Here is a 13,561-nt window from a genome sequence, read left to right on the forward strand (position 1 = left end):
GCGGTTACCGGCCATTACGGCTGCGGGAAGACCAACCTGGCGGTCAACCTGGCGCTGGGCCGCCGCGCCCAGGGTCGCCGCGTCGCGCTGGCCGACCTTGACCTGGTGAACCCCTATTTCCGGTGCGCGGATTTCGCCCCCCTGCTGCAAGCGCGCGGCGTGGAGCTTGTCGCCCCGGTCTACGCAAATACCAACCTGGACATCCCCGCGCTGACCGGCCGCCTGGACGGCCTGCTGNCTTGGGAGTGACGCCCGCGCGGCGTCCCCCTGCACCAAAGGAGGTATACGTTTATGGCACAGGCAATCATAGACCCGGAAACCTGCAAGGGCTGCGGCCTCTGCGTCTCGGTCTGCCCCAGGCAGATCCTCGCGCTGGACGGCGCGGCGCTGAACGCCAAGGGCTACCACCCCTCGGCCGTTTCCGACATGGCGCGCTGTATCGGCTGCGCGATGTGCGCGGAAATCTGCCCCGACTGCGCAATCACCGTTTATAAATAGAAAGGCTGTGAACCCCTTTGACCGAAAAAGTACTGATGAAGGGCAATGAGGCGATGGCGGAAGCCGCGATCCGCGCGGGCTGCCGCCATTTCTTCGGCTATCCCATCACCCCCCAGACCGAAATCGCGGCCTACATGGCAAAGCAGATGCCGGGCCGCGGCGGTACCTACCTGCAGGCGGAAAGCGAAGTCGCCGCCATCAATATGGTGTATGGCGCGGCGGCCGCTGGCGCGCGGGCGATGACCTCGTCCTCCTCGCCCGGCATCTCGCTCAAGAGCGAGGGCATCTCCTACCTGGCGGCTTCCGACCTGCCCTGCCTGATCGTGAACGTCCAGCGCGGCTCGCCCGGCCTCGGCGGCATCCAGCCTTCCCAGGCGGATTACTGGCAGGCCACCCGCGCCCCCGGGCACGGCGACCTGCATATCCTGGTCTTTGCGCCCTCCACCGTGCAGGAAATGGTCGATATGGTATATGAGGCTTTTGACCTTGCCGACGCGTACCGCATCCCGGCCATGATCCTGGCGGACGGCCTGCTCGGCCAGATGATGGAACCCGTCCGCTTCCCGGATACCGCCGCCCCCGCCCCGGACAAATTCTCCTGGGCCGCCTGCGGGCACCGCGGGGAACGCCCGCACAACATCGTCAATTCCCTGATTTTACAGCCTGAGGACCTGGAAGCCCTGGTGCGCCGGCGCTTTGACCGGTATGAAGCCATCCGGCAGAAGCATACCCGGTGCGAATGCTACCGCACGGACGATGCGGAATTTGTCGTCGTCGCCTTCGGCGCGACGGCGCGTATCGCGCGCAGCGCGGTCGACCAGGCGCGCACCGCAGGCCTCCGCGCNAGCCGGTGCGCTTCTTCGGGCACACCGGCGGCGTGATCCCGACCCCGGCCGAGGTGCTGCACGAAATTGAAACGCTTGCAGGAGGTGCATCCGTATGACAACCGTTTATGAGCGCCCGCGCGCGCTGACCCCCGCGCAGACGCACTACTGCCCCGGCTGCACGCACGGCATCGTGCACAAGCTGGTCGCGCAGGCGATCGACGCGCTGGGCGTGGAGGGCCGCACGGTCGGCATCTGCCCGGTCGGCTGCGCCGTCATGGCGTATGATTATTTTGCCTGCGATATGGTCGAGGCCGCGCATGGCCGCGCGCCCGCCGTGGCCTCCGGCATCAAGCGCGCCCTGCCCGACAGCGTAGTCTTCACCTACCAGGGCGACGGCGACCTCGCCGCAATCGGCACGGCGGAAACCGTGCACGCCGCCGCGCGCGGCGAAAACGTAACCGTGATTTTCATCAACAACGGCATCTACGGCATGACGGGCGGGCAGATGGCGCCCACCACCCTGCCGGGCATGGTCACGCAGACCACGCCGCGCGGCCGCGACGTGGCCGACGCCGGCTTCCCGATCCGCGTGTGCGAGCTGCTCAGCACGCTGGACGGCGTGGCCTATGCCGAGCGCGTGTCGGTCGACAGCGTCCCGAACATCAAAAAGGCGCGCGCCGCGATCCAGAAGGCGTTCACCTGCCAGATGGAAAAGAAGGGCTTTTCGATCGTCGAGGTCTTGTCCACCTGCCCGACAAACTGGGGGCTCACGCCGGTAGAGGCCATGCAGTGGCTGCGCGACAACATGGTGCCCTATTACCCCACCGGCGTATACGTCGACCGCACGGAAAAGGGGGTGCGCCCATGAACATCGTACTCGCCGGTTTCGGCGGACAGGGCGTGCTCTTCGCGGGCAAGGTCATCGCCCATGCGGGGCTGCTGGAGGGGCGCGAAGTCTCCTGGCTGCCGTCCTACGGGCCGGAAATGCGCGGCGGCACGGCGAACTGCTCCGTCTGCCTGTCGGACGAGGCGGTCGGCTGCCCGCTCGTGCTGCACCCCGACCTGCTGATCGCCATGAACCGCCCCTCGCTGGAGAAGTTTGCGGCGGATACCGCGCCGGGCGGCGTGATCGTGTACGACAGCGCGCTCGCAGCGGCCGCGCCCGTGCCGGGGGACGGCGTGCGCCTCGCCCCGGTCGCCGCCGCGCCGATGGCCGAAACGGAAGGCCTCGGCGGCCTCGCCAATATGATCCTGCTCGGCCGCGCGCTGGCCGAGACCGGCTTTGCCGCCCTGGACATGGTAGAAGCCGCGATCCGTAAATGTATCCCGCCCAAAAAGCAGCACCTCGCAGAGCCTAACCTGCGCGCGCTGCACCTTGGGATGTCGGTTTAGGAAACAATAAGGGCTACCGGCGGTTCCGCCGGGAGCCCTTGCTTTTTGCCTATTTCCTGTTTTTCCAGTCGCAGAAGATAAACCACATGCGCATAACCACAAAAATGCCGGCTAAGCCTAACAGTATTTTCAAGGCTAAAAGAAAAATATCCATCATTTCCCTTGCTACTTCCTTCTTTCTATTGTACTCTAAAATCAAGCCCGGTGGCGGCTATCCTATCGCCGCCGCCCTGTACCGCGGTTGCCCGCCCTGCAATTTATTATTTTTAAAGCCCCGCCTGCAAGAAACATTTCCCTGTTTTTATCGTCTAAGAAGACAGTAAACCCTACAATGATTGAAATGGAGGGGATCAAAATGAAAAAACGTACCATCAGCGTGGCCCTTTCCCTGTTCGTTATCCTCAGCCTGTTCACCGGCTGCGGCGGGGGCGCCATGTCCGCAACCGACAACGCGGCCATGGACACGGCCGCGGCGCCCGCGCAAGGCTGGGATGGCGGCGAATACAGCAGCGAGGCTGCGGCAACGGGCGAGGCCGCCGCTTCCGCGGTACAGCCCTCCGCCATCCGGCAAAACGCAAAGCTCATCCTGACGGCGGACGTGTACGCGGAGACCCGGGACTTCCCCACCGCCGACCAGGCGGTGCAGGACCTGACCGCGCAGTACGGCGGCTACCTCGAGTCCCGCGCGGTCGCGGGCAACGAGGGCGACCGCAGCGCGAGCTACACCGTGCGCGTGCCGCAGGAGCGGTTTGAGGCCTTCCTCGGCGCTTTCGGCAACACCTGCAACATCGTGCGGCAGTCCCAGAACGCGGAGGACGTCGGCCAGGCCTATTTCGACGCGGAAACGCACCTCAAGACGCTCAAGACCAAGCATGAGAGGTTGCTCGCCCTGCTGGACAAGTCCGAAAAGATGGAGGACATCATCCAGCTCGAAACCGCGCTGAGCGAGACCGAATATGAAATCGAGCAGTATGCCGGCACGCTGCGCCGGTACGACGACCTGGTCGGCTTTTCCACCATCTCCATCCAGCTCGGCGAGGTGCGCGACCTGACGGCGGTCAGCCAGGGCAACACCTTCCTGTCCGACATGCAGAAGGCCGCGGCTTCCGGCACGCGCGGCGTGACGGTCTTCATTAAAACGCTGATCCTGTTCATGATCATCATCTGGCCGCTGCTCGCCGTGGCGGTGATTGTGCTCGCGGTGCTGCTGGCCATCCGCCGCAGGCGCAAGGCGCGCAAGGCCGGCGACCCCGCCAAGGGTCCCCAGTCGCCCGGCGGCCCGCCGGACGGCACGCCTAAAACGTAACCCTCCCGGCAATAAAGGGCGGCGGCTATGTGCCGCCGCCCTTTTATTGCCCGCGCAGCCTTTTGGCGTCCAGGTAGCCCTGCAGGATCAGCGTCGCCGCGACGGCGTCCACCGTCTGGCGGTGCTTTTTCTGCTTTTTGCCGGTTTCGTGCAAAATCGCGTGCGCCGCGACCGTGGTGCGCCGCTCGTCCCAGAGGATGACCGGCAGCCCGGTTTCCGCCTCCAGGATGGCGCCCAACTCCGCGCATTTTTCCGCGCGCGGGCCGACGGTGCCGTCCATATTCTTCGGGTAGCCCAGCACGACCTCCTCGATCCGGTTGTCCCGGATGAACTGTACGAGCTTCTGCACAAGCTTGTCGCGGTTCCATTCGGCGATCACCTGCGGGCTGCCCGCCAGCATGCCGGTCGCGTCGGATACCGAAAGGCCGGTGCGCGCGTCGCCGTAATCCAAACCTAAAACCTTCATTTTCTTCCCTCCCTGCACAAGGATGCAGCATATTATATCATAAAGCGACGCAAAATTGTAGAAAAAAACGAAAAATTAACGTTGACCCTAAATTGCCCCCATGCTATAATAGTAACACCTATGCAGGTTCTTTTTTTATGCCCGATTTTCAAAAGCCGGGCTAGATGGACGGAATACTGCAAAGGGAGGCAATTGTTTCCCGCGCAACAAGGCGCGGCGAAGGTATAATAAGGAGGTGCCGTTATGCGCGTTAAGGTAACGCTCGCCTGCACGGAGTGCAAGCAAAGGAATTACAACACGAAGAAGAACAAGAAGAACGATCCCGACCGCCTCGAGATGAACAAGTATTGCAAGTTCTGCAAGAAGCATACTTTGCATCGCGAGACCAAGTAATCCGGAGAAAGGAAGTCGCTTCATGGCAGATCAGGAAAAGGGCAACACGCCCGCTGAGAAGAAGCAGGCCGACAAGCCGGTAAAGGCGAAGAAGCCCTCGGTCTTTTCCCGCATCGGGAAGTGGTTCCGCGAACTGAAGAGCGAGATCCACAAGATCGTCTGGCCGACCCGCAAGCAGACCGTTAACAACACCATTGTCGTCATCGCGGCAATCCTGGTGGTCGGCGTCTTTATCTGGGTACTCGACGCAATCTTCAATTTTGGCATTCAGGCGCTTTTGCAGGGCTTTGCATAAGGCGCGGAGAGGGGCGAACGTATGTCAGAGCAAGCGAAGTGGTATGTGGTCCACACGTACTCGGGCTATGAAAACAAAGTAGCCTCGTCTATTGAGAAGGCGGTCGAGAACCGCAAGCTCCATGACCTTATCACCGCGGTGAACATCCCGGTCGAGCGGGTCACGGAAGTCAAGGACGGCAAGACCCGCGAGGTCGAGCGCAAGCTCTTCCCGGGCTATGTCCTTGTCAAAATGATTATGACAGACGAGAGCTGGTATCTCGTGCGCAATACCCGCGGCTGCACGGGCTTTGTCGGGCCTGATTCGAACAAGCCCCTCCCCCTCACCGACGAGGAGGTCGCCGCGATGGGCGTTGAAAAGCGCGAAATCGAGATTAGCTATGCCCTCGGCGACAGCGTCCGCGTCATCGACGGCCCGCTCGCGGGCTTCATCGGCGTGGTCGACGAACTCGAGCCGGACAAGAACAAGGTACGCGTCGTCGTATCCATGTTCGGCCGCGAGACCCCTGTCGAGCTTGAGCTCGACCAGGTGGAAACGCTGGACGAGTAAACCGGCGCGCCCGGCGCCGTCCAGCAGGGGCGTAACGCCCCCAACCAGGCAAGTGGGAGAGTTTGCCGCATGGCAAGACTCGCCAGCCACCACATTTTTTTAAGGAGGATACCTCAACCATGGCACAGAAAGTAGTAGGTTATATCAAGCTCCAGATTCCTGCGGGCAAGGCGACCCCTGCTCCCCCGGTCGGCCCCGCACTGGGCCAGCACGGCGTGAACATCATGGCCTTCACCAAGGAATTCAACGAGCGCACCAAGAACGACGCCGGCATGGTCATCCCGGTTGTCATCACGGTCTATGCCGACCGTTCCTTCTCCTTCATCACCAAGACGCCCCCGGCGCCGGTGCTGATCAAGAAGGCGTGCAAGATCGAGAGCGGCTCCGCCGTCCCGAACAAGACCAAGGTTGCACAGCTCTCCAAGGCCGACCTGCAGAAGATCGCGGAGATCAAGATGCCCGACCTGAACGCCGCTTCCCTGGAAGCTGCGATGAGCATGATCGCGGGCACCGCCCGTTCCATGGGTATTACCGTCGAGGAGTAATCCGGCACGCCGGGTTGCCGCTTACGGCAAATCCAATTTTAATCTAGTTTTTTGCATGGCGGCACCCGCCGCCGAGTGGGAGGGTAAGGTTTAGCCTGTTCCCGCATTGACCACTAAAGGAGGATAATAATAGTGCGCAAGGGTAAAAAGTATGTAGACAGCGCCAAGCTGGTCGACCGCACCAAGCTGTACGACCCCGCTGAGGCGCTCCAGACCGTAGTTTCCACCGCGAAGGCCAAGTTCGACGAGACTGTCGAGCTGCACGTCAAGCTGGGCGTTGACTCCCGCCACGCAGACCAGCAGGTCCGCGGCGCGATCGTCCTGCCGCACGGCACGGGCAAGCAGGTCCGCGTCCTGGTGTTCGCCAAGGGGCCGAAGGCCGCCGAGGCCGAGGCCGCCGGCGCTGATTTCGTAGGCGCCGAGGATATGGTAGAGCGTATCCAGAAGGAGAACTTCTTCGATTACGACGTCGTCATCGCGACGCCGGATATGATGGGCCTGGTCGGCCGTCTTGGTAAGGTCCTGGGCCCGAAGGGCCTGATGCCGAACCCGAAGGCCGGCACCGTTTCCATGGACGTCGCCAAGGCTGTCCAGGAGTCCAAGGCCGGTAAGATCGAGTACCGCCTCGACAAGACCAACATCATCCACTGCCCGATCGGCAAGGCTTCCTTCGGCGCGGAGAAGCTGCAGGACAACTTCAGCGCGCTGATGGGCGCAATCATCAAGGCGAAGCCGTCCGCCGCGAAGGGCCAGTATATCAAGTCCTGCGTGGTCGCTTCCACGATGGGCCCCGGCGTAAAGATCAACGGTGCAAAGCTGACCGACTAATCAGCATTTTTTGTGTTGACAAAACACAGCCCACCTGCTATAATTTAATAGCTTGGTCAAAGACAGCAGGCAGCCGCAAGGCTTGAAAGGCGATCCCGCCGCCCGCCGAGGTCAACACAAAACTGTTTATGCTTTTTTGTGCCCTCCTGTCTTTGGCAGGAGGGCATTTTTAATGCGCTGTCGCATTACCATACAGGAGGTGAAATACGATGCCTAACGCAAAGGTTCTGGAAGAAAAGAAAGCACTGGTTACTTCCCTGGTCGAAAAGATCAAGAACTCCCCCGCTGGCGTTCTGGTCGACTACAAGGGCATCAACGTAGAGGATGACACCAAGCTCCGCCGTGAGCTGCGTGCCGCCGGCGTTGATTATGCCGTCGTCAAGAATACCCTGATCCGTTTCGCGGCCAAGGAGCTTGGCTTCGACGGGTTTGAAGAGCACCTGAGCGGCACGACCGCGGTCGCCATCAGCACGACGGAGGACGTCATCGCCCCGGCGAAGATCCTGTGCGATTACGCGAAGACCCACGAGAACTTCAACGTCAAGGTTGGTTTCCTCGAGGGCGCGGTAATCCCGGCCGAAGAGGTCAAGGCCCTGGCCGCGATGCCGAGCAAGGAAGTCCTTATCGCGCAGACCCTGTACTCTTTCAACTTCCCCATCATGCAGCTCGCAATTGCGCTTGACGCGATCGCCAAGAAGTCTGAGGATGGCGAAGCCCTGGTCAGCACCCTGGTTGCTGCCAAGGAAGAAGCAGCCCCGGCTGAGGAAGCCGCTGCCGAATAAGCCCGCGGCCTAACACCGCAGGCGCCACACTTTTTCGTTTGTTCATAAACGGAATATAAATTCAAAATTATTGGAGGTAAAATACCATGTCTAAGGTTACCGAGATTATGGAAGCCGTAAAAGAGCTTAAGGTTCTTGAGCTTTCCGAGCTGGTAAAGGCTCTTGAAGAAGAATTTGGCGTTTCCGCTACCCCCGTCGCGATTGCTGGCGGCGCTGCTGCAGGCGGCGACGCGGGCGCGGCTGCTGCTGAGCAGACCGAGTTCGACGTTGAGCTGACCGACGCCGGCTCTTCCAAGATCAACGTCATCAAGGTTGTCCGTGCGATCACCGGCCTGGGCCTGAAGGAGGCCAAGGAGAAGGTTGACGGCGCTCCGGCTGTGATCAAGGAGCAGGCTTCCAAGGAAGAGGCCGAGTCCATCAAGGCTCAGCTCGAGGAAGCTGGCGCAAAGGTTACCCTGAAGTAATCTGTACCCTTTTTAGAAGCCCCTGCTGGAAAGCGGGGGCTTCTTTTTTTGCCTGCCGCCGGCAAGCCGTTACATTTCTTTTTCATTTCCAAGCCCTATGCATGTGATGTAACCGTGAGTTACGTTTTCGCCATTTTTCTTGAGTTTTATTTGAAATTTGTATCTTTCTTCCTTTGCATTTCCCCGCCCGTCTGCTATACTGTAAACACAAAGAAAAGTTACAAAGAGATTGAAAGGATGAATGATTATGGCTAAATTGTTACAGCGGATCCATAACCGCAAAGGTTTCACCCTTGTTGAGGTTATTGTAGTCCTCGTAATCCTCGCGATCCTGGCGGCACTGCTCGTCCCGAAGCTCACCGGCTGGATCGACCAGGCAAAGGAAAAGGCAGTTGTTGGGGAAGCGCATCTGGTATTAAGCGCAGCACAGGCAGCCGCTTCTGAAAAATATGCAAAAGCAAGTGGAAAAGGTAGCGTAAGCAAAGATGATATCACGGGTTTTGTCACTGGCGATGTCAACGAAAGCGGCATTCCAGCTTCGATTTCTTATGATGTAAATGGCAAAGTCGAATCTTTTTCGTATACGGGCAGTAACGGCATTACTGTAGTATATACGCCTGGAAGCGGTAACACCTCTGCATCTTTTGATAAGCAGAAAACAACATAAAACAGATATAGCGCCGGGAGCCGTAAGTGGCGCTCCCGGCGCTTTTCTCACCCTGAAAGGAGGGGCGCCCCATGGCACGGCTGCAAAGTAAATTACAGGGCCGCCGCGGCTTTACGCTCGTCGAGGCCATCGTCGTACTGGTTGTGCTCGCGATCCTGGCGGCGCTGCTTGTCCCGAAGCTGACCGGCTGGATCAGCCAAGCGCGGGAAAAGTCCGCGCTGGGGGAAGCGCACCTCGTCCTGAGCGCCGCGCAAGCCTACTGCGCGGAAGAATATGCGGCCAATCAAACCGTCCCGGCCATCAAGCCCAACCTGCTCAAGCCCTATCTGGAGGGCGACGTCAACCAAAATTACCTGGATTCCAACCTTGCAAACAGCACACCTGTGATTTCCTTCAAGGACGGCAAGGTCGATTCGTTTACGTACACGGCACAAAACGGCTGCGAAGTCGCATATGATGGTGGCACAGGCGCTTTTACTGTGGTAAAATAATAATGAACCCCGAATCCCCCCGCCGCCATCGGCCTGGGGGATTTCTTCTATACAGCCTGAAAGGACGCAAATCATGTATTATCTTGCGGTTTTTGCGCTATATGCCTTTGTTTTTGCCTTTGGTTCCATCATCGGCAGTTTCCTCAACGTGGTGGTTTACCGCGTGCCGAACGGCCTGTCCGTGGCCGAGGGGCGCTCCTTTTGCCCGCGCTGTCACGCAAAAATCCGCCCCTATGATTTGATTCCGGTACTCAGCTGGTTTATACTGAAAGGGAAATGCCGGGACTGCGGCCAGCCGATCGCGGCGCGTTACCCGCTGGTCGAAGCCGCGGGCGGCGCGCTCGCCGTGCTGTGCTGTGCGGTTTACGGCTTCCATTTGCAGGCGCTTACCGCCTTTGCCGTGGCCGCGGTGCTGCTCCCGCTGTCCCTGATCGATGCGGACACCATGACCATCCCGGACGGGCTGCTCGTTGCGCTCGCGGTACCTGCCGTCGCGTCCTATTTCGTCATGCCCGGCCCCGGCCTCGCCGCGCGCGCCATCGGCTTTTTTGCCGTCAGCCTGCCCATGCTGCTACTCACGCTGCTGATCCCCGACTGCTTCGGCGGCGGCGATATCAAGCTGATGGCGGTCTGCGGCCTGCTGCTCGGCTGGCAGCGCATCTTGCTCGCCGGGTTCCTCGGCCTGCTCTTCGGCCTGGCGGCCGCGGTACGGCTCCTGGTGCGCCGCCGTGGCGACCGGCACAGCCACTTCCCCTTCGGCCCCTGCCTTTCCGGCGGCGTGTTCCTCTCCCTGCTGTGGGGCGACGTGATGATCCGGTGGTACCTCGCCTTTTGCGGAATCCTGTAAAGAAAGGACCTGGCCTATGCCAACTTATCGCTATACTGCCAGAAATACGGCCGGCAAGGCCGTGCGCGGCGCGGCGGACGCGCCCGACGAGCGCCAGCTCGTCACACGCCTGCGCGCGGAGGGGCTGTTCCTGATGTCCTGCCGCGAAGCCGAGCGCGACCATGGCCGCACGCACCTCAACGCGCTGCAGCTCTCCGAGTTCTGCCGGCAGATCGGCATGATGCTGTCCTCCGGCGTCACGCTGCTGCGCGCCGTGGGCATCCTGCTCCAGCGCGACCAAAAAAAGCGCATCAAGCGCGTCTACCAAGGCCTTTATGACGCGCTCCAGCGCGGCCGCTCCCTGTCCGAGGCGATGCGCGGGCAGCACGGCGCGTTCCCGGAACTGCTGATCGGCATGGTCTACGCGGGCGAGTCCAGCGGCACGCTGGATTCCGTCACGCTCAAAATGGCGACGTTCTACGAAAAGGAACACCGCCTGCACAACCGCATCATCAGCGCGGTCATCTACCCGGTGATCCTGCTGTGCATCACCGTGCTGGTCGTGATCGGCATCTTCACCTTCGTCCTGCCGAACTTTTTCGACATGTTCCAGGACATGGTGCTCCCGGTGCCGACGCAGGTCGTCATGGCCATCAGCACCGGGCTGACACAGCACTGGGGCGCGGTGCTGATCGGCGTGCTCGCCTTTATCGGCGTGCTCGCCATTGCGCTGACCATGCCCGCCGTGCGCTACGGGATCGACCGCACCAAGCTCCATATGCCGGTGATCGGCAAGCTGATGCGCACGATCTATACCGCCCGCTTCTCGCGGACGCTCAGCTCGCTCTACTCCAGCGGCCTGCCCATGATCGACGCGATCGCCATGAGCCGCGACACGGTCGGCAACCGCTATCTGGCCGCGCAGTTCGATATCGTGCTGCGCCAGGTGCGCGAGGGCATGTCGCTTTCCTACGCCATTGCGCCGCTCGACGGCTTTGATCCCAAGCTTGCCGCGACCATCCAGGTCGGCGAGGAGACCGGCCGCCTGGACGCGATGCTCGAATCGACCGCGGACTCCTTCGATTACGAGGGCGAAATGGCAACCCAGAAGCTCACAACGTTTATCGAGCCTATTTTGATCGTCTTCATGGCGATTGTGGTCGGCGCCATCATGATTTCCGTCATGCTGCCGATCTTCGATATTTACAACACCATCGGTTGACAGGGGGTACATATGCAAACATCGGTCTATCTTTCGGCGGACGCCGTGCAGGTCGTGCGCGGCACGGTGCGCGGCAAAGGCGTCCGCATCGCCTCCTGCGCCCGCGCCCCCCTGCCCGAGGGCGCCATGATCAACGGCGTTATCACGAACGACGCGGCGCTCGCGGACGTCCTCAGCAGCCTGGCCGAGAGCGGCAGCCTGCCGGACAAGGACGTCGACCTGGTGGTCGATTCCGGCTCGATCCTCGTCAAGCGCATCGCCGTGCCCCCGCTGCGGCGGCGGCAGATGCTGCACCTGATCCACGGCGAGTTCATTGAATACAGCGATACCTACGAGGACCTGCTGTACGATTACAGCGTCATTTCCCGCCGCAACCCGGAAGGCCCAGGCGGCATCATCCTGTGCAGCGCGATGGAGCGCCGCATGGCGCAGAATTACACCGAACTGTTTGAGCGCTGCGGCATCCGCCTGCAGTCGATCGACATTTCGCTGAGTACGGTCGTCCACCTGGCGCAGTACCTGCCCGCGCTCGCGGGGAAGACCTTCGTCATCAGCGTGCTGGACGGCAGCAGCCTGGTGTCCTCCCTGTTCGCAGAGGGGCACTACGCGCTGACCAACCGTACCCGCCTGCTCGCGGAGCGCGGCACGCCGGAAGCGGCCATGGAGGTCACGAACATGATCTCCTCGATGATCCAGTTCAACCGCGCGCAGCAGCGCGATACCGCGCTCTCCGCGATCTACCTGTGCGGCCTGGGCGAGGCCGACGGCGCGCTGTGCGACATGATCTCCTCCGCGCTGAACGCGCCGGTCGCCCCGCTGCCGGATTTCCCGGAAATCCAGGCCGACTGCAACGGGTACCATCTCGGCGCCCTGCTTTACCCGACCGGCAACCTATTGCGGAAAGGGGGCGGCCGCCGTGGCTAAACGCCTCAAACACAAGGATATCAACTTCCTGCAAGTGCTGCACGAACGGCCGGAGGGGCAGCAGGGGCCGGGCAAAAAGCGCGCCCTGATCGCGCTGCCCATCGTGCTGGCCGTTGCGGTCGCGCTGGCCTACGGCGGGATGGCCTTCCGCCTGTACCAGCAGGGGGCGGCGCTCTCCGCGGCCAGCAGCTACCTGGAGGATCCGCAGAACCTGCTTTCGCAGCAGCAGTCCCGCCAGTGGCTCGCCAAGACCCAGGCCGCACCCGTCTCTTTTACCCATCTNAGGCCGAGCTGCGCCGCCTGGACGACACGCGGGACGCGCTCGCCACCCTGCCCGTCTTCGATACCGGGGCCTTCGCCCACCTGTACGCCGCGGCGTCGGGCGGCGTGACCATCCTGCATATGGAATATACGGAGGATACCGGGGTGCTGACCGTCAGCGCGCAGTCCGCCAACGTCACGGACGCGCCGGTTTTTGTGCAGCGCCTGCGCGGTACCGGCCTGTTCAGCGACATCAGCTATACCGGCTACCTGTCCGATACCGACGGGATGTATTACTTCAGCGCAAGCTGCTTGCGGAAGGGCGGTGACGCATCATGAGCTACCAGTTTACCCGGCGCGAAAAAACCCTGCTCTACGTCCTGCTGTGCTGCGTGATCGTCGTCGCGGGGCTGATGCTGCTGATCTTCCCCGCCCTGACCCAACTGAATGATGTGGAAATGCAGCTCCAGGACAAACGCTTCTCGCAGGAGCAGATGTCCCAGGAGATCGCGCAGGCCGAGGCCTACCATACGGCGCTGCAAAGCGGGCGGGAATCGCTCGCGTCCAGCGCGCTCAGCTTTTACGCCCCCATGACGGCCGACCAGGCCGACCAGCTCGTCACCGGCATGCTGCTTAAGCACGGCCTTACGCCGGTCAGCCTGTCCATTTCCGCGGCGGAGGACGCGGCGGTCTACCCGTACCTGACCGAGCCGCCCGAACCCGCCGCGCAGGAGGATATGGCAAACACGGAGGAAATCCCCTCCGAAGCCGCCGCTGCCGGTACGGCGGCGGATGGCACAGGCGCGGCGGACGGCGGCACGGCCG

Annotated in this window: 19 protein-coding genes, 1 pseudogene and 1 other annotated feature; of the genes and pseudogenes, 19 read left to right on the plus strand and 1 reads right to left on the minus strand. The window is 61.6% G+C overall.

The features are described from left to right. Window positions 1-291: 291 nt before the first annotated feature. From CZ203_RS06655 to CZ203_RS06675, 5 genes and pseudogenes are all read left to right on the plus strand, one after another. Window positions 292-498 (plus strand): 4Fe-4S dicluster domain-containing protein, encoded by a 207-nt coding sequence (locus CZ203_RS06655; RefSeq protein ID WP_087065354.1) that lies wholly within the window; start codon window positions 292-294, stop codon window positions 496-498. A 17-nt stretch (window positions 499-515) separates the two neighbouring features. Then, window positions 516-1,441 (plus strand): annotated as a pseudogene (vorB, locus tag CZ203_RS06660) (3-methyl-2-oxobutanoate dehydrogenase subunit VorB). Beyond that, window positions 1,438-2,193: a thiamine pyrophosphate-dependent enzyme gene (locus CZ203_RS06665; protein WP_087065355.1), complete on the plus strand. Its 756-nt coding sequence runs from the start codon at window positions 1,438-1,440 to the stop codon at window positions 2,191-2,193. The pseudogene vorB and the gene CZ203_RS06665 overlap by 4 nt, the downstream one beginning before the upstream one ends. Beyond that, window positions 2,190-2,717, plus strand: coding sequence for a 2-oxoacid:acceptor oxidoreductase family protein (locus CZ203_RS06670; RefSeq protein ID WP_087065356.1), 528 nt, complete (start codon window positions 2,190-2,192; stop codon window positions 2,715-2,717). The genes CZ203_RS06665 and CZ203_RS06670 overlap by 4 nt, the downstream gene beginning before the upstream one ends. A 355-nt stretch (window positions 2,718-3,072) precedes the next feature. Next, window positions 3,073-4,023, plus strand: a complete 951-nt coding sequence (locus tag CZ203_RS06675; RefSeq protein ID WP_159456395.1) for a DUF4349 domain-containing protein — start codon at window positions 3,073-3,075, stop codon at window positions 4,021-4,023. 43 nt (window positions 4,024-4,066) lie between these two features. Here the strand turns inward: CZ203_RS06675 and ruvX are convergent, their stop codons facing one another. Beyond that, window positions 4,067-4,489 (minus strand): Holliday junction resolvase RuvX, encoded by a 423-nt coding sequence (gene ruvX, locus CZ203_RS06680; protein ID WP_087065358.1) that lies wholly within the window; start codon window positions 4,487-4,489, stop codon window positions 4,067-4,069. A gap of 243 nt (window positions 4,490-4,732) precedes the next feature. Here ruvX and rpmG point away from each other — a divergent pair, with 243 nt between their 5' ends. From rpmG to gspM, 14 genes are all read left to right on the plus strand, one after another. Beyond that, the gene (gene rpmG / locus CZ203_RS06685; RefSeq protein WP_022473984.1) at window positions 4,733-4,882 is read left to right on the plus strand and encodes a 50S ribosomal protein L33; all 150 of its coding nucleotides are present in this window, start codon (window positions 4,733-4,735) and stop codon (window positions 4,880-4,882) included. 22 nt (window positions 4,883-4,904) lie between these two features. Beyond that, complete coding sequence (gene secE, locus CZ203_RS06690) at window positions 4,905-5,177, plus strand: preprotein translocase subunit SecE (protein WP_087065359.1); 273 nt, start codon at window positions 4,905-4,907, stop codon at window positions 5,175-5,177. 21 nt (window positions 5,178-5,198) lie between these two features. Further along, entirely contained in the window at window positions 5,199-5,726 is a 528-nt protein-coding gene (gene nusG, locus CZ203_RS06695) for a transcription termination/antitermination protein NusG (protein ID WP_087065360.1), read from the plus strand. A gap of 119 nt (window positions 5,727-5,845) precedes the next feature. Next, window positions 5,846-6,271, plus strand: a complete 426-nt coding sequence (rplK, locus tag CZ203_RS06700; protein ID WP_087065361.1) for a 50S ribosomal protein L11 — start codon at window positions 5,846-5,848, stop codon at window positions 6,269-6,271. A gap of 132 nt (window positions 6,272-6,403) precedes the next feature. Beyond that, window positions 6,404-7,099, plus strand: coding sequence for a 50S ribosomal protein L1 (gene rplA / locus CZ203_RS06705; RefSeq protein WP_087065362.1), 696 nt, complete (start codon window positions 6,404-6,406; stop codon window positions 7,097-7,099). 38 nt (window positions 7,100-7,137) lie between these two features. Continuing rightward, window positions 7,138-7,279 (plus strand) — a sequence feature (ribosomal protein L10 leader region). A gap of 29 nt (window positions 7,280-7,308) precedes the next feature. Next, window positions 7,309-7,881: a 50S ribosomal protein L10 gene (gene rplJ / locus CZ203_RS06710; RefSeq protein WP_087065363.1), complete on the plus strand. Its 573-nt coding sequence runs from the start codon at window positions 7,309-7,311 to the stop codon at window positions 7,879-7,881. A gap of 86 nt (window positions 7,882-7,967) precedes the next feature. After that, window positions 7,968-8,345, plus strand: a complete 378-nt coding sequence (gene rplL / locus CZ203_RS06715) for a 50S ribosomal protein L7/L12 (RefSeq protein WP_087065364.1) — start codon at window positions 7,968-7,970, stop codon at window positions 8,343-8,345. Between the two features lie 247 nt (window positions 8,346-8,592). Then, complete coding sequence (locus CZ203_RS06725) at window positions 8,593-9,012, plus strand: prepilin-type N-terminal cleavage/methylation domain-containing protein (protein ID WP_159456396.1); 420 nt, start codon at window positions 8,593-8,595, stop codon at window positions 9,010-9,012. 71 nt (window positions 9,013-9,083) lie between these two features. Continuing rightward, window positions 9,084-9,503 (plus strand): type II secretion system protein, encoded by a 420-nt coding sequence (locus CZ203_RS06730; protein WP_087065367.1) that lies wholly within the window; start codon window positions 9,084-9,086, stop codon window positions 9,501-9,503. 73 nt (window positions 9,504-9,576) lie between these two features. Beyond that, on the plus strand, window positions 9,577-10,350 hold the full coding sequence (locus tag CZ203_RS06735) for a prepilin peptidase (protein WP_087065368.1): 774 nt from the start codon (window positions 9,577-9,579) through the stop codon (window positions 10,348-10,350). A gap of 16 nt (window positions 10,351-10,366) precedes the next feature. After that, the gene (locus tag CZ203_RS06740; RefSeq protein ID WP_087065369.1) at window positions 10,367-11,551 is read left to right on the plus strand and encodes a type II secretion system F family protein; all 1,185 of its coding nucleotides are present in this window, start codon (window positions 10,367-10,369) and stop codon (window positions 11,549-11,551) included. A 12-nt stretch (window positions 11,552-11,563) separates the two neighbouring features. Further along, window positions 11,564-12,475 carry a type IV pilus biogenesis protein PilM gene (gene pilM / locus CZ203_RS06745; protein ID WP_087065370.1) on the plus strand — a complete coding sequence of 304 codons (912 nt, stop codon included), beginning with the start codon at window positions 11,564-11,566 and terminating at the stop codon, window positions 12,473-12,475. 387 nt (window positions 12,476-12,862) lie between these two features. Next, complete coding sequence (locus tag CZ203_RS06755) at window positions 12,863-13,075, plus strand: hypothetical protein (protein ID WP_087065372.1); 213 nt, start codon at window positions 12,863-12,865, stop codon at window positions 13,073-13,075. Further along, on the plus strand, window positions 13,072-13,561 hold a 490-nt coding region (gene gspM / locus CZ203_RS14640; protein WP_159456398.1), incomplete at its 3' end, for a type II secretion system protein GspM. The genes CZ203_RS06755 and gspM, both read left to right, overlap by 4 nt.

This window comes from Intestinibacillus massiliensis (assembly GCF_900155735.1).
GTDB classification, from domain to species: Bacteria; Bacillota; Clostridia; order Oscillospirales; family Butyricicoccaceae; genus Intestinibacillus; species Intestinibacillus massiliensis.